Annotated in this window: 17 protein-coding genes; 8 read left to right on the top strand and 9 right to left on the bottom strand. The window is 43.0% G+C overall.

The annotated features are described in order from the left end of the window. Positions 1 to 27: 27 nt before the first annotated feature. The 3 genes from MusilaSJ_RS26225 to spt form a co-directional block, all read right to left on the bottom strand. Complete coding sequence (locus MusilaSJ_RS26225; protein ID WP_274987712.1) at positions 28 to 1,014, bottom strand: NAD-dependent epimerase/dehydratase family protein; 987 nt, start codon at positions 1,012 to 1,014, stop codon at positions 28 to 30. Beyond that, positions 1,011 to 2,129: a GNAT family N-acetyltransferase gene (locus MusilaSJ_RS26230; RefSeq protein ID WP_274987713.1), complete on the bottom strand. Its 1,119-nt coding sequence runs from the start codon at positions 2,127 to 2,129 to the stop codon at positions 1,011 to 1,013. The genes MusilaSJ_RS26225 and MusilaSJ_RS26230 overlap by 4 nt, the downstream gene beginning before the upstream one ends. 104 nt (positions 2,130 to 2,233) lie before the next feature. Continuing rightward, positions 2,234 to 3,442: a serine palmitoyltransferase gene (gene spt / locus MusilaSJ_RS26235; RefSeq protein WP_090526354.1), complete on the bottom strand. Its 1,209-nt coding sequence runs from the start codon at positions 3,440 to 3,442 to the stop codon at positions 2,234 to 2,236. 371 nt (positions 3,443 to 3,813) lie between these two features. Between spt and MusilaSJ_RS26240 the strand changes: the two genes are divergently transcribed. From MusilaSJ_RS26240 to MusilaSJ_RS26255, 4 genes are all read left to right on the top strand, one after another. Then, positions 3,814 to 5,166 (top strand): TolC family protein, encoded by a 1,353-nt coding sequence (locus MusilaSJ_RS26240; protein WP_274987714.1) that lies wholly within the window; start codon positions 3,814 to 3,816, stop codon positions 5,164 to 5,166. Between the two features lie 56 nt (positions 5,167 to 5,222). Beyond that, entirely contained in the window at positions 5,223 to 6,398 is a 1,176-nt protein-coding gene (locus MusilaSJ_RS26245) for an efflux RND transporter periplasmic adaptor subunit (RefSeq protein WP_274987715.1), read from the top strand. A 75-nt stretch (positions 6,399 to 6,473) separates the two neighbouring features. Continuing rightward, positions 6,474 to 9,650, top strand: coding sequence for an efflux RND transporter permease subunit (locus tag MusilaSJ_RS26250; RefSeq protein WP_274987716.1), 3,177 nt, complete (start codon positions 6,474 to 6,476; stop codon positions 9,648 to 9,650). 400 nt (positions 9,651 to 10,050) lie between these two features. Then, positions 10,051 to 10,590, top strand: a complete 540-nt coding sequence (locus MusilaSJ_RS26255) for a hypothetical protein (RefSeq protein WP_274987717.1) — start codon at positions 10,051 to 10,053, stop codon at positions 10,588 to 10,590. A 210-nt stretch (positions 10,591 to 10,800) separates the two neighbouring features. Here the strand turns inward: MusilaSJ_RS26255 and MusilaSJ_RS26260 are convergent, their stop codons facing one another. Then, positions 10,801 to 11,994, bottom strand: a complete 1,194-nt coding sequence (locus tag MusilaSJ_RS26260) for a pyridoxal phosphate-dependent aminotransferase (RefSeq protein ID WP_274987718.1) — start codon at positions 11,992 to 11,994, stop codon at positions 10,801 to 10,803. Between the two features lie 92 nt (positions 11,995 to 12,086). Between MusilaSJ_RS26260 and MusilaSJ_RS26265 the strand changes: the two genes are divergently transcribed. From MusilaSJ_RS26265 to MusilaSJ_RS26280, 4 genes are read left to right on the top strand one after another with little or no spacing between them, the layout of a single operon-like run. Then, positions 12,087 to 13,061: a cation diffusion facilitator family transporter gene (locus MusilaSJ_RS26265; RefSeq protein WP_274987719.1), complete on the top strand. Its 975-nt coding sequence runs from the start codon at positions 12,087 to 12,089 to the stop codon at positions 13,059 to 13,061. Further along, on the top strand, positions 13,061 to 13,501 hold the full coding sequence (locus MusilaSJ_RS26270) for an NUDIX domain-containing protein (protein ID WP_091162137.1): 441 nt from the start codon (positions 13,061 to 13,063) through the stop codon (positions 13,499 to 13,501). Before MusilaSJ_RS26265 ends, MusilaSJ_RS26270 begins: the two co-directional genes overlap by 1 nt. Continuing rightward, the gene (gene bioA / locus MusilaSJ_RS26275; RefSeq protein ID WP_274987720.1) at positions 13,498 to 14,763 is read left to right on the top strand and encodes an adenosylmethionine--8-amino-7-oxononanoate transaminase; all 1,266 of its coding nucleotides are present in this window, start codon (positions 13,498 to 13,500) and stop codon (positions 14,761 to 14,763) included. Before MusilaSJ_RS26270 ends, bioA begins: the two co-directional genes overlap by 4 nt. 3 nt (positions 14,764 to 14,766) lie before the next feature. Then, the gene (locus MusilaSJ_RS26280; protein ID WP_274987721.1) at positions 14,767 to 15,372 is read left to right on the top strand and encodes a hypothetical protein; all 606 of its coding nucleotides are present in this window, start codon (positions 14,767 to 14,769) and stop codon (positions 15,370 to 15,372) included. Between the two features lie 300 nt (positions 15,373 to 15,672). Here the strand turns inward: MusilaSJ_RS26280 and MusilaSJ_RS26285 are convergent, their stop codons facing one another. The 5 genes from MusilaSJ_RS26285 to MusilaSJ_RS26305 all read right to left on the bottom strand — a co-directional run bounded on the left by MusilaSJ_RS26285 (position 15,673) and on the right by MusilaSJ_RS26305 (position 21,228). Then, complete coding sequence (locus MusilaSJ_RS26285; RefSeq protein WP_274987722.1) at positions 15,673 to 17,544, bottom strand: LTA synthase family protein; 1,872 nt, start codon at positions 17,542 to 17,544, stop codon at positions 15,673 to 15,675. A 71-nt stretch (positions 17,545 to 17,615) separates the two neighbouring features. Beyond that, the gene (locus MusilaSJ_RS26290; RefSeq protein WP_274987723.1) at positions 17,616 to 18,260 is read right to left on the bottom strand and encodes a hypothetical protein; all 645 of its coding nucleotides are present in this window, start codon (positions 18,258 to 18,260) and stop codon (positions 17,616 to 17,618) included. A gap of 79 nt (positions 18,261 to 18,339) precedes the next feature. Next, complete coding sequence (locus tag MusilaSJ_RS26295) at positions 18,340 to 20,442, bottom strand: ComEC/Rec2 family competence protein (RefSeq protein WP_274987724.1); 2,103 nt, start codon at positions 20,440 to 20,442, stop codon at positions 18,340 to 18,342. 90 nt (positions 20,443 to 20,532) lie between these two features. Beyond that, on the bottom strand, positions 20,533 to 20,868 hold the full coding sequence (locus MusilaSJ_RS26300) for a MerR family transcriptional regulator (RefSeq protein ID WP_274987725.1): 336 nt from the start codon (positions 20,866 to 20,868) through the stop codon (positions 20,533 to 20,535). 159 nt (positions 20,869 to 21,027) lie between these two features. After that, a complete protein-coding gene (locus MusilaSJ_RS26305) occupies positions 21,028 to 21,228 on the bottom strand; it encodes a hypothetical protein (RefSeq protein ID WP_274987726.1) in 201 nt (66 codons plus the stop codon). Positions 21,229 to 21,419 lie beyond the last annotated feature (191 nt).

The following is a 21,419-nucleotide window of genomic DNA, read 5'->3' on the forward strand; positions in this document are numbered from 1 at the left end:
TACTATTATTTATTTCAAATTAATCGGCTAAAGCCATTTGTTGGCTTTGTACCATTTTAGCGTTTCGGCCATGCCGTTTTGCAGATTGTATAAAGGATAAAAACCCAGGTCGGATTTAGCTGCTTCAATATCGCAATTCCAGTTAATGGCGGTCAGTTCATTAAGCTTTTCAATATTCAGCACTGCAGCTTTGTTGCTCAAAGAACTTATTTTTTCGGATACAGCTGCAATCATTTTAACAAAATTTACAGGCAGATGAAACTTTAGCGTTTTTAGCATTAATACCTCTTTGGTGATGGTACCTAACTCATAACGGTTATAAAAATTACCATCGCTCAGGTTGTATGTCTTGTTATTGCCACCGTATAAGGCCTTGATACTTGCTTTGGCCAGGTCTTTAACATATATGAAGCTGAGCTTTTGCTGCGCATTGCCAATATAGGGCTCAATGCCCTTCACTATCTGTTTAAAAAATATAAATATACCGGTGTCCCTCGGTCCGTAAACTGCGGTAGGCCTTAGTATGGTATAATTTAGGCCGCTTACCGTTTTTAATTTCTCTTCGGCAAGCAATTTGCTTCTGCCATATGCCGTAACAGGGTGCGGAGGCGTTGCTTCGGTTATGGTGCCGGTGAGTGTATTAAGCGGCCCAACGGAAGCCAGGCTGCCAATAAGGACAAACTTTTTTACATCAGGGCAGGCTTCATAAGCAGCCGAAGCAAGGTTATGGGTATATGTAGCATTGATCCGGTTATATTCGGCTTCGGAGCGGGCACTGGTTACACCTGCCGCGTGGATGATATAATCGGGCTTTATTTCTGCCAGTTGCTTCTTTAATGTTTCCTTATTGTTAAATTCGGGATAAATATATTGAATGTCTAAATCCTTAAGATGGTCAATTTTGCTGCTTTTACGCACAGCTATAAAAACCTCCAGGTTGTTTTGCAGGGCTTCTTCAATTAAATGATATCCAACAAATCCGCTTGCACCGGTTATTAAAACCCGTTCCCTCATATCGCTTTTTGATATAACCTGTATTTTTTATAAGGATCGCCTTTTATGGCTTCAATGGCACGGTTCATCATATCATTGTTCTCCAGTGTCCAGCCGGCTTCGGCATGTTTATAACCCTTGGCCTTATATTCCCTTATAATGGTGCCGTATAAGCAGGCTTCAATGCCCATTTTGCGGTATTCTTCAATAACGCCGAGGGCATAAATACGGATGCCGGTGATGCTTTTTTTGCCGAACAATAATTTGAAAATGCCGGTGGGCAACAAGCGACCTCGTTTTATTTTTTTGAAGATATCGTTATAATCGGGCAGGGCCAGGCCAAAGGCTACTATCTTGCCACGTTGCTCGGCAACAATAGCAAAATCAGGATCAAGGATCAATTTAAGATCTTTGGCCAGGTAATCATATTCTTCATTGGTTAGTGGCACAAAACCGGTGTTTTTGTCCCAGGCCGAGTTATAAACGTCGCGAAGTTTTGCAGCCTCTTCCTTGAAATTTTTAAGGTTGATCTTGCGGATAATGATATCGTTGCGTTTTAACCGATCTTCAAGCGCGTTTAATAACCTTACCGATTTATCATCATAGGCTTGTCCTTCCCAATGCCATCCAATCAGGTCAACATCTTTTTTAAAGCCAAAATGCTCAACCAGGTCGGCATAATACGCAAAGTTATAGGTGTTCATCAGGAAAGGTGAACTGTCAAAACCTTCTATCAGCAGGCCGCAAGGCTCATTTGTTGAAAAGTTGGTAGGGCCTAACAATTTACCGGTAACGCCTTTTTCTTTAAGCCATTTGGTAACGGTTTCAAAAAGCAGGTTAGATACCGCCGTGTCGTTAATACAATCAAAAAAGCCAAAAAAGCCGTCGTTAACATGGCTGTATTCGTTATGCCCGTTATTAAGGATCGCGGCTATCCGGCCAACAATTTTATCGCCATCATAAGCTAAAAATGGTTGTACGGTATTGTGTTTATGGAAGGGATGTTTGGTTAAGAGGTCCCTTTGGGCAATAAACAACTCCGGAACATAGTAAGGATCGTCCTTGTACAGGTCATGCGGGAAATCAATAAACGAAGCCAGTTCTTTTTTTGATTTAACCGTTACTATTGTAATCATGTGTGGTAAATGATTGAATAAAGCAAATTGGTATGCTTTAAAATAAAAAGTGCATTTAGCTTACCTTAATTAAAAAGCAGCTAAATGCACCTCAGGTTTCTTCATTATATTTTTTCTTTAACAGAAGCGGTTACACCAACTTCTTTAAAGGCTTTTGACAGTTTTTCAACGGCTTCGTCAATTTGCTCAAAGGTATGGGTAGCCATCAATGAGAAACGAAGCAGTGATGAATCGGAAGGAACGGCAGGGGATACAACCGGGTTAACAAATACACCTGAAGCTTGCAGGTGTTTGGTAACCGCGAAAGTTTTTTCGTTATCACGAACGTAGATCGGCAAAATAGGGCTTTCGGTAGGGCCAAGGTCAAAGCCTTCTTCCAGCAAAAGTTTCATGGCATAATTGGTGTTATCCCATAATTTTTCGATACGCTCCGGTTCCGATTCAATGATATCTAATGCTGCAATTACGCTGGCTACAGAGCCGGGAGGCATACTTGCGCTAAACATCAATGAACGTGCGCGGTGTTTGATATAATCAATGGTATCCTGGTCGCTGGCGATGAAACCACCTAACGATGCTAATGATTTACTGAAGGTACCCATGATCAGGTCAACTTCATTGGTAAGGTTAAAGTGCGAGGCGGTACCTGCACCCTTATCACCAATTACACCAAGGCTGTGGGCATCATCAACCATGATATTGGCACCATAGGTATCGGCAAGCTCAACGATTTTAGGCAATTTAACAATATCGCCTTCCATGCTGAAAATACCGTCAACGGCAATAATCTTCACGGCATCTTCAGGAAGTATGCTTAATTTGCGCTCCAGATCGGCCATATCGTTATGGGCGTACTTGATCACTTTTGAAAACGACAGGCGGCTGCCGTCAATGATGCAGGCATGGTCATATTCATCAAGTATGATATAGTCATTCCGGCCGGTAACGCACGAAAGTACACCAAGGTTAACCTGGTAACCTGTGCTGAATAAAACAGTAGCTTCTTTGCCTACATAGTTAGCAAGCCTGTTTTCAAGCTCAATGTGGATATCAAGTGTACCATTCAAAAAACGTGAACCGGCACAGCCTGTGCCATATTTGTCAATAGCTTTTTTTGAAGCTTCTTTGATTTTTGGATGATTGGTAAGGCCTAAGTATGAGTTAGAACCAAACATTAATACCCGCTTGTTGTCAATAATTACCTCAGTGTCTTGTGCAGACTCAATAGGCCTGAAATAAGGATATAACCCCCGTTCACGCAGCATATTTGCTACTTGAAACTGAGCGATTTTCCCATGTAGTTTTTTAACCATGTATATTAACTCTGCTTAAATTTTGTGTAAAAATACCATGAATAAGCATATAACTTATACGGTGTGTGTAAATTTTTTTAAAATAATGCCTATTAACGTATCTATACTACTTAAGAAGCACACAAATTCTTACAGGGCAAATTAATTAATTTTTTTATTTATATCGAGCCTATTATTTTCATTTTTTTGTAAAAAGCCCAAAAAGCTGACACTATCCCGTGTTTTTGTAATTTTTTACGTAAAATTCTTGTTCCTGATTTTAAATTAGTAATATTAATTACATATTCGCATTCCCCGTAACAATCCAGCACTATTATAAAATTTTTCCTTATGATTTTTGCTTGATATACATTGTTATCTATAGCTACCGTATGAAAAAACACAAGTACTTTTTGGCGCTTCTTGTACTTAATTTAACATTGAATTTACATAGCAATAGTTATGCCCAAACTGCCGTCGATAGCATTAGTGGCCCGGTTTCGCTGAAACAGGCTATCGATTTTGCTTTACATAACCAGCCAACAGTAAGGCAGGCTTCCATTGATGAACAGATCAATGAACGTGATATTAAAATTGGCCTGTCGGCCTGGCTGCCACAGGTGAACGGCTCGGGCCTCTATAATTATTATTATAAGGGCAGCCCGCAGGCCGGTGCGTCTGGTGCCAACATCCCCAGCAACGCGGGCAGTATCCGCAACCTTTCAACCCTGGGGGTTACAGCCTCACAGGTATTATATAACAACGATGTATTTCTTGCTTCAAGGGCTAAAAGATATTCGCGCGAGTACTATAAACAGAACACCTTAAGCAGCCAGATTGATGTGGTAAGCGATGTCAGCAAAGCTTTTTTTGATGTTTTGTTATCCGGCAAACAACTGGACATTACTAATGAGGACATCATCAGGTTACAACGAAGCCTGAAGGATGCCAAAAGCAGGTATACCGCCGGTGTATCCGATCCTACGGATTATAAGCAGGCAACCATCGCTCTAAATAATTCATTAGCTACCCGTAAACAAACCGAAGAAGCCATCAAAAGTAAAACTGCTTTATTAAAGCAGATCATGGGCGTAGGCGCGGCCACACCGTTAAGCCTTTCTTATGATTCGAGCCGGTATGAGCAGGAGGCCAGTATTGATACTTTACAATCGCTCAATGTAAATAACCGGATCGAATACCGTTTGCTTGAAACAACAAAGGCGCTCAATAATCTCAACGTAAATTACTACCGCTTTGGGTTTTTGCCTTCATTATCGGCGGTAGGGAGTTACCAGCATGCATACTTCAGTCATGATTTAGGTGATTTGTATAATAAGTCTTTCCCTACAGGTTATGTTGGCTTAACGCTGGCTGTACCTATTTTCCAGGGCACGAAGCGCCTGCAAAACCTTGCTAAAGCCAGGCTGCAGGTTGAACGTACCGACCTGGACCTGATGAATACAAAAAATAGTATTTATACGGAATACACCCAGGCACTGGCGGCATATAAAAGCAATTATACCAGCTACCAGCTCATTCGCGAAAATGTAACACTTGCAAAAGATGTATATAAGGTGGTAAGCCTGCAATACCGCGAGGGGGTAAAAACCTACCTCGACGTAATTGTATCGCAGGCAGATCTGCGTACTGCCGAACTGAGCTATTATAATGCCCTGTTCAATTTGCTCAGCAGTAAAATTGACCTGCAAAGGGCCCTTGGGATCCTGCCTGTTCAGCAACCATAAGATATCGTCATAAAAAACAAAAAACTACAGCAACACACACGAACAACCTATTCTACATGAAACATACATATATATATTGGTTAGCCCCTGCAGCACTTTTAACATGGGCATCATGCGGTAAACCTCAAAAGGGCGGGCCGGCGGCCATGCCTCCAACCCCAGTATACCTTGCCGATGCTAAAACAGCCGAAGCGGTATACTATGATAAATACCAGGGTATTGTGGTTTCGGTAAACACTGTCGAACTGCGCAGCCAGGTGCCGGGTTTTGTAACCGGTATATTTTTTAAAGAGGGCGATGTTGTGCAAAAGGGCAAAGTATTGTATGAAATAGATAAACGCAAATACCAGGCAGCTTTTGACCAGGCCAAAGCTAATGTGCTAAGCGCCGAGGCCAATTTGGTTAAAGCGCAAAAAGACATTGACAGGTATAACATGCTGCTTAAGAGCGATGCCATTGCCCGCCAGACAGTGGATCAGGCACAGGCTACCTACGAAACTAATAAAAGCCAGGTTGCTGTTGCCAAAGCTGCGCTCGAGTCGGCCCGAACCGATTTATCATATGCTACCATCACCGCGCCTTTTACAGGGCGTATAGGGATCTCGCAGGTGAGGCTTGGAACACAGGTTGCAGCAGGTACCACATTGATGAACACCATATCGGCCGAGCACCCTATAGGTGTTGATGTGGTGATCAACGAGCAGGACATCAACCGCTTTTATGGCCTTCAAAAATCAAGTACCGACAGTACTTTTAAACTGGTGCTGCCCGATGGAAGTAAATACAACAAGACAGGTAAAGTACTGGCGATTGACAGGGGCGTTAGCAACCAAACCGGCAGCATCAGGGTGAGGATCCAGTTTCCGAACGAGGATGATGTGCTGAAGGATGGCATGAGCTGTGTTTTGCAGGTGCTGAACAGCCAATCGGGCGAGCGCGTGCAGATTCCGTTTAAAGCGGTGACCGAGCAAATGGGCGAGTTTTTTGTATTTGCCACAAGAGATACCGTTGTAAAAGATACCGCCGCCGATAAATCGGTTAAAGACAGGCGGGATACGATTGCCAGGCAGGTGAAAGTAAAATTAGGACCGCGCATCAATGAGGATGTGGTGATAATGAGTGGCATAAAACAAGGCGATAAAGTAATCACCGACGGATTTCAGCGTTTGCGCGATGGGGGCAGGGTAACTACCGGATCAGCAGCGCCCGCAGGTGCAGCACCTAAAAAATAATTTTGATATCAACAGAAGGAATTTTAAGCCAAACAAGGGGCACATCTACCCTGGAAAACTTAATATAAAGAAAGAATGATCGCAGATACTTTTATAAAACGACCGGTTACCGCTATTGTAATATCATTAGTGATATTGATAGTGGGTATCCTGTCAATAAGCAGCCTGCCTATAGGCCAGTACCCTGATATTACACCTCCAACTGTATCAGTTAGCGGCAACTACGTTGGGGCTGATGCGTTAACCGTTGAGCAAACAGTGGCTACGCCGGTTGAGGTGCAAGTGAACGGTGTACCCGGCATGACTTACCTGCAAAGTAACAGCAGCAGCAACGGGCAAATGAGCATGACCGTTAACTTTGATGTAGGGACCGACATCAATATCGCCGCGCTCGATGTGCAAAACCGTGTGGGCATTGCCCTGCCAACCTTACCGCAGGAAGTACAGCGTTTGGGTATGGTGGTGCGTAAACGTAACCCCAGTATATTAATGCTCGTGGCAATGTACAGCCCTAATGGCAGTCACGATGTTACTTTCACCGATAACTATACCAACGTATTTATAAAAGACGCCGTTTTACGTACCAAGGGTGTGGGCGATGTTGTTACCCGTGCCGACGATTTTAGTATGCGTCTCTGGCTGAATCCCGATAAGCTTGCTGCTTTAGGTATGAGCGCTGCCGATGTAACTACGGCCCTGCAGGAACAAAACGCGCAGGTGGCTGCAGGTACGGTAGGTGCAACACCGCAATTAAAAGGACAAACCTTTGAGTACTCCGTAATTGTAAAAGGCCGTTTAAGTAAACCCGAAGAGTTTGGAAACGTTGTTGTTAAAACCCAGCCTAACAATGGCGGAGTAGTACACCTTAAAGATGTTGCCAGGATTGAACTTGGTAAATTCAACTATTCCGGTAATTCATTTGTTGACGGTAAAAGGGCGTCGTACCTGCTGGTTTACCAGGCTCCTAACAGTAACTCGCTCGAAACAGCCGACAATGTTTATGCCACTATGGAAGAGCTTAAAAAGAGCTTCCCAAAAGATATTGATTATGTAGTACCTTTTGAAGCCGTAACCGTGGTAAAAGTGTCGGTAAGCGAGGTTATTGAAACGCTTGTTATCGCACTTGTACTGGTAATTATTGTAGTGTTCCTGTTTTTACAAAGCTGGCGTACAACACTCATCCCTGTATTAGCTATCCCGGTGTCTATTATCGGTACGTTTATCTTTTTTATCCCGCTTAATTTTACGATCAACACCTTAACACTGTTTGGTTTTGTACTGGCCATTGGTATTGTGGTGGATGATGCTATTGTAGTGGTGGAGGCAGTTCAGCATTATATGGACGAAGAAGGAATGACACCTAAAGAAGCTACCAAACACGCTATGGCCGATATCTCGGCGCCGGTAATTGCCATTGCCCTGATCCTTGCGGCAGTGTTTGTACCGGTAGGCTTTGTACCGGGTATAGTAGGGCGGTTGTATCAACAGTTTGCCATTACCATTGCTATATCGGTATTGATCTCGGCTTTTGTGGCGCTGTCGTTAACTCCGGCATTGTGTACCTTGTTATTAAAACCACACAAGATCGATGAGAAATCGGGCGGATTGGATAGGTTCTTTTTTAAGTTTAATACATGGTTTACCCGTGTAACCGGCAAATATCGTAATACAGTTGATAAGAGCATTAAGAATTCAAGATACGTGATCATTGTACTGGTGTGTATTATTATTGGCGCGATATTGTTGTTCAGAAGCAAACCATCAGGGTTTATCCCGCTGGAAGACGATGGCCGTGTGTATATCACTTTTGATTTGCCTGAAGCTTCAGCAACAGGCCGTACAGTAGATGTATTGCATAATATGATGAAAACGCTTGACAGCGTGCCTGAAATAGCCCATTACGCAGCCTTGGGAGGTTTAAATGCCATCAGCTTTGCAAGTAAATCAAACAGTGCAACCATATTTGTGCAGCTTAAACCCTGGGATGAGCGTAAAGAAAAATCGCAGCAGATAACTGCGTTGGTTGGTCGTTTAAATCAAAAATTAGCTAAATATAAGGAAGCCAATGTGGTGGTAATTCAACCACCTGCAATCCCTGGTTTGGGTAGTACGGGCGGTTTCTCCTTCATTTTAGAAGAAAAACAAGCCGGCGGGGACATCAAAGTATTTGAAAAAACACTTCGTTCGTTTTTGGGGGCCATTAATCAGCGTAAGGAAATTGCAAGGGCGTTCTCCTTCTTCACGGCAAGTACACCGGCCTATCAGTTAACTGTCGACAGGGAGAAAGCCAAAAAGCTCGGTGTGGCTATCTCTGATATCAACAACGCGCTGCAAACATATTTAGGCAGTACTTATATCAACGATTTTACCATCTATGGGCGTAACTTCAGGGTGGTGGCCCAGGCCGATACCAGCTACCGTACCAATGTGCAAAACATAGGGCAGTATTTTGTTCGCAACTCCTCCGGCGCTATGGTACCACTGAGTACGTTAACCTCATACAAAGTAATAGAAAACTCGCCGCTGATATCGCATTATAACCTGTTCCGTTCGGCCGAGATCAATGGCAGTACCAAACCGGGCTATAGCAGTGGTGACGCTATTACCGCCCTGCGGGAAACAGCCGCGCAGGTGTTGCCGCAAGGTTATGGCTACGAGTTTTCGGGCCTGAGCCGTGAGGAATTATTGTCGGGCTCTAAAACGGTTTACATCTTCGCGTTGTCAATCGGGTTCGTGTTCCTGTTCCTGGCGGCATTGTATGAGAGCTGGTCGGTGCCTTTCTCCGTATTATTGTCGGTACCGTTGGGCGCATTTGGGGCTATCCTGTTCCTTACTTTCTGGCCCGATCTGACCAATAACGTATATGCCCAAATTGGTTTGATAACGCTGATAGGCCTGGCGGCCAAAAACGCCATCCTGATTGTGGAGTTTGCCAAGGAACGTGTAGACTCGGGTATGGAACTGGAAAAAGCGACGCTTGAAGCGGTACGCCTTCGTTTAAGACCTATTATCATGACGTCCATGGCCTTTATATTAGGTGTGGTGCCATTGATGATCTCATCCGGTGCCGGTGCCGAAGCCCGTAAAACCATTGGCTGGACGGTTTTTGGGGGGATGCTTACCGCTACTTCCTTAGCTATCTTCATAGTGCCCGTTTTATTTTACCTGATCACCAAAATGGCTTATGGTAAAGAAAAACTTGCCGAGCTTGAAAAAAATTATGATCCTAAAAAGCACGGACCGGAGGCCTAATAATTGTTAAAGTTTTGTAAAAAGAGAGGCGCAAGCCTCTCTTTTTTATTTTCCGGCAGGTTTGGTATACTGCCATCCTTCGCTATTTAACCATTTATGGGCTCGAAATTAGGTGTTAGTAGACACTTTTGATGCGTATGCAGGGCAGTTTTTAATAAAACTGTCCATCATAAAATATATTAAACGGTAATTATTTTGTATTGACCGTATCGCTTTAAATAATATTGACTTTCAATTATTAAGCTGTGCGTGATTGGATTAAACGCGGTTGTTTTAATAGTTTAAATAATATCTTCGATGGTAAATGATGTCAATAATGGCAAAGTATTTGTTAAGGAGGAGTTAATACAATGGAAAATTAAAAAATGAACATTGTAGAATTTGACTAAAAAACACAACTATGAAAACAATGACTAAAATGATAGCTTCGGCATTTACTGCGGTGGCTATCTTTATCGGAACAAATGTTAAAGCTCAAACTACACCTGCCAATGCGTTACGTTTTGGAATTGGTTTAGAAGCAGGTATTCCCACTGGTAATGCTCACGATTTTTCGAATTTCGAACTGGGTGGTACCGCGCGTTTGCAGTATGGTATTAGCAATGATTTAGCGCTTACACTTACATCTGGTTATTATAACTTCTTCGCTAAAAGTGATTTTAAAGATCTCGGCGGCAGATCGCTTGGTGTTATTCCGGCAAAAGCAGGTATAAAAGCTTTCGTTGGTGATGGCTTTTATTTCGCAGGTGAGGTTGGTGCCGGCTTTGAAGTTCACACGCCAATTGAAGGTGGGAACAAAAGCACCAAACTTATTCTGTCTCCCGGCTTAGGTTACGCTACCAAATCATGGGATATAGGTGTGCGTTATGAAAACTTCTCAGGCCAAAGCAATAACTACGGCTTAGTTGGTTTGCGCTTAGCTTATGGATTTGGCTTGTAAGCTGAACCATGATTTTTAGGATTTCAGGATCGTCCTGATTTAAAGAAAATAATTACAATAAAAAATCCGCTTGTTATTTGGCAAGCGGATTTTTTTATTTCTGAACCGGGATTTGGGGAGATTTACCGGATTTATAGGATTTGACGGGGGGCCGGATAAGTATCCGGAGAATCCCTTAATCCTAAAAATCCCAGTTCAGACAAAATTATCTTATGCTAATTTACCCAACGCTTCTTTTAACCTTCTCATCGCTTCTATCAGCTTATCTTCGGCCGCGGCATATGATAAACGGATAGAAGACGGGTCACCGAATGAATCGCCGCCCACGGTGGCTACGTGGCCTTCTTCAAGCAGGTAAAGGCTTAAATCATCCGAGTCGTTGATCACGCGGCCATTGTAGCTTTTACCGAAGAAAGAGGTAACGTTAGGGAAAAAGTAGAATGCCCCATCTGGCAGGTTTACCTTAATGCCTTCTATTTCGCTCAGTAATTTATAAACAATGTCGCGGCGCTTTTTGAATGCGGCGCGCATTTCAAGCACGCTTTCCAAACCACCTTCGTAAGCGGCCACGCCGGCACGCTGAGTGATTGAACAGGTACCGGAAGTTACCTGGCCCTGCATTTTATCAAAGGCAGCGGCCAATTCTTTAGTGCTGGCTGTGTAGCCAATGCGCCAGCCAGTCATGGCAAAGGCTTTTGACCAGCCGTTGATGATCACCACGCGATCTTTAATATAGTCAAACTGAGCGATGGACTCGTGTTTGTCAACAAAGTTGATGTGTTCGTAAATCTCATCACTCAGGATGTAAACATGTGGATGTTTTTCAAATACTTTAGCTAAACCTTCCAGTTCATCTTTAGTGTAAACACTACCGGTAGGGTTACAAGGCGATGAAAACATGAACAGTTTGGTATTGGGGGTAATAGCAGCTTCTAATTGCTCGGGGGTGATTTTAAAGTTAGTATCAACAGTAGTGTTGATGAAAACACTTTTACCTTCGGCCAGTTTAACCACTTCGCTGTACGAAACCCAGTAAGGGGTAGGGATGATCACTTCTTCGCCGGGATTTACCAAACATAACACCGCGTTGGCGATAGCCTGCTTGGCACCTGTAGAAACTACGATCTCGCTGAAATCATAATCAAGATTGTTCTCGTTCTTCAGCTTGGCAACTACGGCTTTACGAAGTTCAGGGTAGCCTGCTACAGGTGTGTAGTAGGTGAAGTTCTTGTCCATGGCCTGCTTGGCGGCTTCCTTGATGTGTTCAGGAGTATGAAAATCAGGTTCGCCAAAGCTAAGGCTGATCACGTCGACACCTTTAGCGGCAAGTTCACGGCCCAGTTTGGCCATTTTAATTGTTGCAGATTCGGACAGGTTTTGTATCCGGGTACTTAATGCGCTCATATAAATTATGTTATCGCGGCAAATATAGAAAATAACTTTACTGCTACTTACGCTTGTTATTTTTTAAATTTGCGGGCTAATAACACCTTGCTTTGAATCAACAAAAAAGGATCATATTAATTTCGCTGATAACGGGGATTGTGCTGATGCTGGCGAAATTTGGCGCATACTTTTTAACAGCCTCCAATTTTGTACTTACCGATGCCGCCGAAAGTATTGTAAATGTAATTGCAAGCTCATTTGCCTTTTACAGTATTTACCTGTCGGCCTTGCCGCGCGATGAAAACCACCCTTACGGGCATGGTAAGGTAGAGTTTTTTTCTGTCTTTGTTGAAGGTTCACTGATCGGTATTGCCGGCTGTATCATCATTGTAAAATCTGTTCACAGTCTTTTCTTCCCTAATATTATTCACGATCTGTTTACCGGTGCTATTATTATAGGTGCTACCGGTGCAGTGAACGGAGCGCTTGGTTATTATATGATCCGCAAAGGGAAAGAACTTCATTCCCTTACGCTCGATGCCGACGGTCGCCACTTGCTGGCCGATACCGTTACCAGCGTAGGCCTGGTGGTAGGTTTATTGCTGATTGAATTTACCAGGATTTTATGGTTGGATAGTGCGTTGTCCATATTGGTTGGCTTATATATAGTGTACAGCAGTTACAAACTGGTACGTAAATCGGTTGGGGGATTAATGGATGAGGCTGATTTTCAGGTGGTAACCAATATCGTGAACGTTTTAAGTGAAAAACGTCGCGAGGCCTGGATAGATGTACATAATCTGCGCGCGCAGAAATATGGCCATGAACTGCATATTGACTGTCACATGACGCTGCCAAACTATTTTGATCTGAACACAGTACATACCGAAATATCATTGGTTGATAAGATGATCAATAAGGATATGGGCATCAAAACGGAGCTTTTTATTCATGCCGACCCTTGTGTGCCCAATTGCTGCCACTACTGCAGTATGCCCAATTGCCCTATCCGGTCGGAAGCAAAAACCGAAACAATAGCCTGGACAATGGAAAAGGTTGTACGTAATAAAAAACACTTTGAATAATGGAATACTTTAATGTAAGGGTTTACGGTCTGCTGCTGAACGATGATGATGAATTGCTCATAAGCGATGAACAGGAATATGGTGTGCGTTTTTCAAAGTTCCCGGGCGGAGGTCTGGAACTTGGTGAGGGCCTGATTGACGGGCTTAAACGCGAGTTTATGGAAGAGTGTAATATTGAGATTGAAGTTGTAGGCCATTTTTATACTACTGATTTTGCCGTAAAATCGGCATTTAACAACTCCCAGGTGATCAGTGTATATTATTTAGTGCGAAGTATTACCCCGGTTAATTTGAATATAAAGGCCGTTGCATTTGATTTTGACGGGGAAGGAGAGGTGCTGCAGGCTTTTAGATGGGTACCGCTTACTGCGTTGAGCGTGGCCGATTTTGAATTCCCGACAGATAAACGTGTGGTTGAACTTTTACAGAACGAGCTATGAGCCTTACCGAAAGGGATTTAAAAGTAATATGGCACCCCTATACCCAAATGAAAACCGCGAAACCGCCTGTGGGCATTGTACGCGGCGAAGGAGCGCTGTTATTTGATGAAGAAGGAAAACAATACATTGATGCAGTATCTTCATGGTGGGTAAACATCCACGGGCATGCGCATCCTTATATTGCCCAAAAGGTATCAGAGCAGCTTCACAAACTGGAACATGTGATTTTTGCAGGCTTTACCCACGAAGGCGCCGTTGAGTTGGCGGAACGGCTGTTAGCAATTCTACCGGCCAACCAAAAAAAAGCTTTTTACTCGGATAACGGTTCAACTGCTGTTGAGGTAGCCATAAAAATGTGCCTGCAATATTGGTTAAATAAAGGTGATCAGCGCACTAAGGTCATCGCCTTTAATAATGCTTACCATGGCGATACCTTCGGTGCTATGGCTGTAAGCGGCCGCAGCGCGTTTACCAAAGCGTTTGATAGCTTGCTTTTTGAGGTGGAATTTATCGATATACCTAACAAAGAAAATATCGAAAGTCTCAAATCTCAAATCTCAGATCTCAAATCTCACACGGCCTGCTTTATTTTTGAACCGCTGGTACAAGGATCGGCAGGTATGATCATGTACGAGGCTGAATATTTGAATGAATTAATGGCTCACTGCCGCAAGGAAGAAGTGATGCTGATTGCTGATGAGGTGTTTACCGGTTTTGGTCGTACGGGTAAACCCTTCGCCACAAATCATGTGGGTATTGAGCCCGATATCATGTGTTTCTCTAAAGGCCTTACAGGTGGTACCATGGCCCTGGGCTTAACTACCTGCACACAGCAAATTTATGACGCCTTTTTATCGGATGATAAGTTGAAAACCCTTTTTCATGGGCATTCGTTTACGGCTAATCCCATAGCCTGTGCTTCGGCGCTGGCAAGTCTTGATCTGTTTCAACAACCTGAAACAGCAGAGAATATTGCCCGGATCAAAGCCGCTCATACTGCATTTGCTGATAAGATCCGCAATCGCCCTAAAATAAAAACGGTGAGGCAAACCGGCACTATCCTGGCTATGGAGTGGGAAACCGGCGATAATACCTCGTACTTCAGTTCGCTCAGGGATAAGCTTTACCATTATTTTTTAGCCGCCGGAGTTATATTGCGCCCCCTGGGGAACGTTATTTATATTTTACCGCCATATTGCATTACTAATGAGCAACTCAGTTATGTTTACAGCAAAATTGAGCAGGCTCTTGAAGAATTATAAATTATGCTGAACAAAATACTACCTACCATAATAGCCGATAACGAGCTCCATTCACGATGGTTAAACACATTATCGTTAATGGAAAACACCGGCGCGCGCAAGATTTCGGCCAGTGAAGATCCGCTTACGGTTACTTATATCATATTAAAGCACGCCGCCGAAGAGCACCGTCATGCCTTCTACCTTAAAAAGCAACTGGAAAAAACGGGTGTAACGTTACCAACCTACGCTGCCGAATACCTGCTGGCCCCCGGCTCAAGCAAGTATTATTTGAACCAGCTGGATGTTGATGTCTGCCGTTATTTAAAGAGCGAACTTAATCTGAAAGGTGCCGAACTCCGTTTTGCGGCTTATTTACTCGTCACCTACGCCATTGAGGTACGTGCCGATGAACTTTATCCTATTTACCAGGATGCCCTTGATGAGGCCGGCAGCAAAGTGAATGTAAAATCGATTATTTTAGAAGAGGAAGGCCACCTGGAAGAGATGATTAATCAACTACAGCATTTCTCGCCTCAATGGGAACTGCACGCTCAAAAAGCGGTTGAATTTGAAACCAAATTGTTTAATCAGTGGGTTGAGCAGTTGGGAAGAGAGTTGGCATTGTAATTAAAAAAGATGTCGCTGCTTCGTTCTTGCCTGTCAAAAAAAGTTTTTCATGCTGAGTTTTAAACCCTGGGCCCCTCAAGGTAAAATGACAAAAGAGGGCCTGTCAGTCTGAGCCTGTCGAAGACTCGTGCGGAGAGGCCTGCCCGCCATACTTCGACGAGCTCAGTATGACACCCGTTTTAAGTTGTCATAGGTAGGAATGAACGATCTTCTTCGTTCTGCTTAGCGGCCCTGTATCTTACATAAGATTCTTCGCTATCGCTCAGAATGACAATTATTTATAGGGGCATTTTCCTTAACTTAATAACCCATATACTCCGTAAACACCTGCTGCAAATAAGCTTTACCATAAGCAAGCGCCGCTTCAGTAGTATTTTTATCAGCATTTGGTTTGCTGTTATAGATCACGGTGCGGCCGGCGTTGTCATAAGATACAGCTTGCTCCGGTTGCATAAAGCCGAACCCGTTATCCCAATCAAAAAAAGCAAACTCTTTACTATTGGGATTCAAGAGATCTTTCGACCATTTAAACTGATTATGCGACATACCTAATTGAGCCAACAGGGTTGCTGCGAGGTCTGTTTGTCCGCCCAGTTTACTGTTCTTTTTACCACGATATTCGGGCTTGATCACCTCGCCGAAAAACAAAAGCGGTATATGGTATTTAGCCGGGTCGTAAGCCTCGGCAGTATTACGCGGCAGGCGGTGACCGTGATCGGCCACCAGGATAAACAGTGTGTTTTTATACCAGTGCTGTTTTCTGGCCTGCTCAAAATAAGCGTTCAGGCATGAGTCGGTAAAATAGGCTGTGCTTCTGAATTTATTACTTACATCAGCGTCATCATTAAAATGGTGCTTAACAGGCAGTACAAAAGGCTCATGATTGGATGATGTTTGTACATAGTTAAAGAATGGCTGTTTTTGGCGGGCCGAATATTGCAGGCTCCTGGTAAGCAGATCATCGTCATAAACACCCCATTGTGTTTTTATATGGCTGTTATCAAAGCTGGCCTCGTCAATAATATGATCAACTTTATGTGACTTCATGAACTTATCAAAACTCATGTAATTGCTTTTTCCGCCATAAAAATAAGCGGTTTCATAGCCTGCAGTTTTAAATGACGCGGATACTGCCGGAAGCTTTTGGTGTTTAACGGTATCGCTGATGATGGTGCGGATAGCCTGCGAAGGGAAGCCGCTCATGAGGGCGATAATGCCCTTGTCGGTACGATCGCCGGAGGCGTAGATATTGTTAAAAAGCAATCCGTTCCTGATGAAGTTTTCAAAGTTTGGCGCTACCCCTTTATCACCGCCTAATGATTCGATGACATCGGCCGTATAACTTTCCAATTGGATAATTACCACATTGGGCCTGCTTGTGGTAAGGATTTGTTCGGTTGCACCATTCTTTACGTTATAGAGTTCGTCAACAGTTTTTATCGCCTCCTCCGGATGGTCGTACAGGTAGGGATTATAGAGCGGACGCAAATTTTCAAATACGTTATTGAACAGGTTCCACTCGGTGTTGAGCGCACTCTGGTTGAGGATCTGCTTTTCGGAGAAATAAGCGGAATTCTGGCTTACCGGCTTAGCTTGCAAACCGCCGCGCATCAGTACAAAGTTTACGCACAACAATAGCATAGTTAGCGAAATCTTAAGACTTGGCCGGGCATCGGGCTTTTTAAATTGGTAATTAATAATAAAATGAGATAACACTACTCCAGTCGTAAGTAATCCGATTCCGATAAAAATACATTTACCAACCGGCGACGACCCGCTTGACGCGATTGCTTCTGAAGGGGCATGATAAAATGAGGTAAACACCCTGAAGCTAACCTTAGTGCCCCACTCGCGGAAAATATTGAAGTTAAGTACAGTGTTTAACGAAATGCAGAACAGGCAAAACCAAACATATGCTTTGAGCCAGATGGGCTTAATCCGAACCTTTGGAATGAACCAGTTGACAGCGAATACTACAATGGGTATGATACAGATATAAGCTGTTGCCGAAACATCGAGCCTTAAGCCCCAGAAAAACGTTTGAAGGATTTCACCCATACGGGCGTTATCGAGCTTGTGCAGAAAATAAATCTCAAATGTGGCCCTCGTTATAGCGAAGAAGATGAGCCAGAAGATAAAAAATCTGAAAAAACTGAAAAGGTTCCTTAACATTGGTGTAACAAAAATAATATTTTGCTACAATGTTAAGGAACCTTTAATGAATTGTTAATGAAATATTTCGATTACCTGCCGCCGCTCATAGCTTTCAGGTCATCCAGGCTAATCTTTTCAAAGTCAGCAGGGATCCCGAATGTACCGGCAGGGTTTTTTTGTTCGGTAATGCTTTTAACAGTAACCTCGGTACTTTGGCCTTGCGAAAATGAAGTGTATTGTACAGGGAAACCACCAATGCTGCGATAGTATTTAGCAATACCGGTTACGGGTAAAGTAACGTCGTTAGTTACCCAAACATCATAAGTTTTATTTGTTTTGATATCTGTGGCCACCACTTTTTTGCAGTTAAAGCCCGAAATTACCTTGGTTTCGGTACCCGGGGCAAAAGTAAGCGTAGGTAGGGTTGCCAGGGCCTGGTCAACCTCATCAGGAGTTGCTACCGCTGCTTTTTTGATAGATGCAACAGGTACATCAACCATTACAACCAATGATTTACCATCGGCATCGGTTAATATTTTTATGGTAGCGGGCCCTGTAGTAAATTGCATAGCGGCCGAATCGGCGCGGAAATAGCTTTTAGCTTCAACCTGTTGCCCCTGCATAGCCGTTGAAATAGTTACCACACCCTCTTTGTAAGCTTTTTGAGCGTTTGCGCTGATAGCTGTTGCGGTAAGGGCAAGGCCTAAGGCAACATTGAAAATTTTAATGTTCATGTTTTGAGTTTGATTTACTGCCAAATTAATTTTTAATAATTAAAAGACAAATTTTTAGATAAGTAGTTTAATATGTTTTTCAATTAGATGTCGCCACGAACGATTTGTTACGTTTTAAAACCACATAATTAGTATGCAGGGTACGGGTCTGATCCACAATGAACTGTACAGTTTTAGGGGCATTAGTGGCATCAATAATTATACTATGATATTCGTGATTTTTATTAATAATAGCAAGCGAAATTTTAGGGTTCCCGGTGATGTACAGGTAGTCGGTTTTGAGTTTTACTGCCGGGATGGTATCCTCATAACCGTTGTTGATAAGCGCTACAGATTGATTACGGAATTGGATGAAATTACCCTGTTTTCGTAAAAATGCCGACCGGATGTCCTGGTCGGGTTTATACAAAATAACATCACTTATTTTACAGCTATCCAGGTATGGTCTGATGGAATAATTGTAGGTTTTGTCGGTATCGGCAAGATCAGTTACTATGATAGCATGATCACCGCTTTTAAATACTATCCCCATGTCTTTGCGCAGGTTTAAAAAGGCGATGCTGTTTGTTGTATATAATCGGTATCTTTTTATGCTGATACTTACAGCTAACAAAAGTATCAACGCAATATTTGCTCTCAGCAGCCATATTTTTCTATGGTATAAGAAATAAAAAACACAAATGATGATAGCGCAAAGCAGCAGGTGCTCGGTTGCTGTAAGCCATATTTTATTAATGCTTGCAAAGGGCAGGTGCTCAACCCAGGCCAGTACAGCGTTCATAAGCAGGATGGTTTTTTCGAGGAGCCAGGCAAGGCCGGCAGATATAAAGGAGATTTGTGGTAATAGCAGGTAAAAGATCCCGCTATACATAATAACAGCCGAGGGAATGATGATGAACAGGTTGCTAAACAAAAAATAAACCGGGAACTGGTGAAAATAAAAAGCACTCAGCGGGAATGTAATGACCTGCGCGGCAATGGATACCGAACACAAAGCCCAGAGTTTATCGATCCATTTATTAGAAAAAGTAAACCATTCATAAACCACGGGTTGTAAAACTACCAGGCCGGCAACTGCGAGGTATGACAATTGGAAACCTACATCCGTTATCAGCAAGGGGTTATAAAGCAATAATATAAAAGCCGATATAGCCAGAATATTTAAATTGTTGATGTACCGGTTGTAAGTTTTACCGATGATAACCGTGCTGATCATGACTGCTGCCCGGCAAACCGCGGGTGAAAATCCGGTTAACATAGCGTAATACCAAATGATAGGAATAATGATGATCGCTTTGATCACCCTGCCATGTCTGAACCTGTTCAGGAAATTCAGCATAAATGCCAGCAAAGCCCAAATAATAGCCACATGAGCGCCGGAAACCGATAACACATGAATGGTACCGGTTTTGGAATATGCCTGCAACACATCTTCGCTTAAATCAGCTTTATAACCTAATATTAAGGTGGAAGCTACGGCTATAGCGTTTGGATCGTGCATTTGGTTTTTTAGCTTTTCAACCATTTGCTGCCTTAGCGCCAGCGCGTTTGCTATGAACGTATTACCGGCGTGTGATTGCATCAGGCGATATTGCCCCGGGTACAAAAACTCCTGGTAATAAATGTTTTGATGGGCCAGGTGCTTTTTATAGTTAAACTCGGCAGGGTTAAAAGGCGGGTCGATAGCAGCGTATTTACCGGGGATGAGCAGTTCATCGCCATAAGCCAGTTGCATCGCAGCACTATCTTTTATGGAAATCATTAACGTCCCGGTTGCCGGGAGGGAATGTTGTTGATTGATGTTCGCCAAAACGTCGGCTGTAAATCGGATCAGCCCGTTTTTTATTTGCGGCTCATTATTAATGCGTACAAGCAGCCGTTGCGCGGGCAACTTTGAAAAATGACCGGGATTATTAAGTTCGTTATTGTTGATGACAGCTATCCAGCCAGCAAGAAACAATAATAAGTGAATGATAATTCCGCCAAGCCATCGCCTTTTATAAACTTTAAAGCGGCTGTAATAAAAATTGAGCAGCAGAAATAATATTAGCAAACTGGCAAACCCAACAGCCAAGGGCATTAAATAAGCGACAGACCTTAAATTGATTCCAACGCTTATACCTAACAAAAAGGGAATCAGTAAAATAACAACCGGGATCTCGCCCTTGTGGTTAGCGATCATATATCTTTACGATTGTTATTACAGGTAACAGCATGGTTATAGGTTAACCCGACGGTGTTTTAGAAATAAAGATAGTTTTTATGCGGAAGATTACAACTGATTGCGTACCTCAAGCAGGAATTTTTTGAGGTTTTCGAGCGAATCGATAACGCGCTGGTTATCTCTGGTATCGCCCATGTTGTTTTTTAGATGTTCTTTTGCTCCGTTCAGGGTATAGCCCTTATCACGGATGAGGTGGAAGATGATCTTGAAGTTTTCAATGTCTTCGGGGGTGAAATACCGGTTGCCTTTTTTGTTTTTCTTAGGTTGCAGAACATCAAACTCTTTTTCATAAAAACGTATAAGCGACTGATTAACATCAAACATGGCCGATACCTCGCCCATGGTGTAGTACATCTTGCTTATCTCACGTTCTTTATAAGGCATAATACAAATGTATCTATTTGATTTCGGAATTGGGAATTTCGATTTCGGAATTTTGCATTAGCCGCTACATTTCTGCAAGTTTAGCCGTCGCCAGGCTCCAGCCGGGTGTTGGCTATTTCACGCCCTCTGGCCGGCGTAACTAAATTGCCTTGGTAACATTTATTTGGTTTCGCTCCAGGGCAGGGAAGAGGCTTTGCCTGCTAAAAAATCGGCCTTACGGGCAGCCAGATCTTTGGCCTGTTGTTCAAGTACCGCATCACTTTCATTATCTATGCGGTAATTATAGTCCAAACTATCAAGAAAAGCCAGGAGCACCCGTTTCTCCTGTTCGTTTTGAATATCAACTCTTAAAGTTTCCATAAACAAATTTACACCAAATATGATAAATAGTATTAATTGTATCGACGAAAGGGAGGGGAATATCAGGGAAATCGTTTTTAACCAGGTGCGGATTGGAAGACAATAAATGAAAAATTTCCACACTAATTTTTACGTATTAATCGAATTACACGAATTGAATCAATTTAAGATTCGTGTAATTCGATTAATTG

The sequence above is a fragment of the Mucilaginibacter sp. SJ genome (assembly GCF_028993635.1).
Lineage (GTDB): Bacteria > Bacteroidota > Bacteroidia > Sphingobacteriales > Sphingobacteriaceae > Mucilaginibacter.

What these genes read in the sequence shown, in the direction of transcription:
- MusilaSJ_RS26250 (WP_274987716.1), top strand. Translation starts at nt 6,474, where the DNA reads ATGATCGCAGATACTTTTATAAAACGACCGGTTACCGCTATTGTAATA.
- spt (WP_090526354.1), bottom strand. Translation starts at nt 3,442, where the DNA reads ATGGTTAAAAAACTACATGGGAAAATCGCTCAGTTTCAAGTAGCAAAT.
- MusilaSJ_RS26230 (WP_274987713.1), bottom strand. Translation starts at nt 2,129, where the DNA reads ATGATTACAATAGTAACGGTTAAATCAAAAAAAGAACTGGCTTCGTTT.
- bioA (WP_274987720.1), top strand. Translation starts at nt 13,498, where the DNA reads ATGAGCCTTACCGAAAGGGATTTAAAAGTAATATGGCACCCCTATACC.
- MusilaSJ_RS26290 (WP_274987723.1), bottom strand. Translation starts at nt 18,260, where the DNA reads ATGAACATTAAAATTTTCAATGTTGCCTTAGGCCTTGCCCTTACCGCA.
- MusilaSJ_RS26255 (WP_274987717.1), top strand. Translation starts at nt 10,051, where the DNA reads ATGAAAACAATGACTAAAATGATAGCTTCGGCATTTACTGCGGTGGCT.
- MusilaSJ_RS26280 (WP_274987721.1), top strand. Translation starts at nt 14,767, where the DNA reads ATGCTGAACAAAATACTACCTACCATAATAGCCGATAACGAGCTCCAT.
- MusilaSJ_RS26285 (WP_274987722.1), bottom strand. Translation starts at nt 17,544, where the DNA reads ATGTTAAGGAACCTTTTCAGTTTTTTCAGATTTTTTATCTTCTGGCTC.
- MusilaSJ_RS26260 (WP_274987718.1), bottom strand. Translation starts at nt 11,994, where the DNA reads ATGAGCGCATTAAGTACCCGGATACAAAACCTGTCCGAATCTGCAACA.
- MusilaSJ_RS26305 (WP_274987726.1), bottom strand. Translation starts at nt 21,228, where the DNA reads ATGGAAACTTTAAGAGTTGATATTCAAAACGAACAGGAGAAACGGGTG.
- MusilaSJ_RS26295 (WP_274987724.1), bottom strand. Translation starts at nt 20,442, where the DNA reads ATGATCGCTAACCACAAGGGCGAGATCCCGGTTGTTATTTTACTGATT.
- MusilaSJ_RS26270 (WP_091162137.1), top strand. Translation starts at nt 13,061, where the DNA reads ATGGAATACTTTAATGTAAGGGTTTACGGTCTGCTGCTGAACGATGAT.
- MusilaSJ_RS26225 (WP_274987712.1), bottom strand. Translation starts at nt 1,014, where the DNA reads ATGAGGGAACGGGTTTTAATAACCGGTGCAAGCGGATTTGTTGGATAT.
- MusilaSJ_RS26245 (WP_274987715.1), top strand. Translation starts at nt 5,223, where the DNA reads ATGAAACATACATATATATATTGGTTAGCCCCTGCAGCACTTTTAACA.
- MusilaSJ_RS26240 (WP_274987714.1), top strand. Translation starts at nt 3,814, where the DNA reads ATGAAAAAACACAAGTACTTTTTGGCGCTTCTTGTACTTAATTTAACA.
- MusilaSJ_RS26300 (WP_274987725.1), bottom strand. Translation starts at nt 20,868, where the DNA reads ATGCCTTATAAAGAACGTGAGATAAGCAAGATGTACTACACCATGGGC.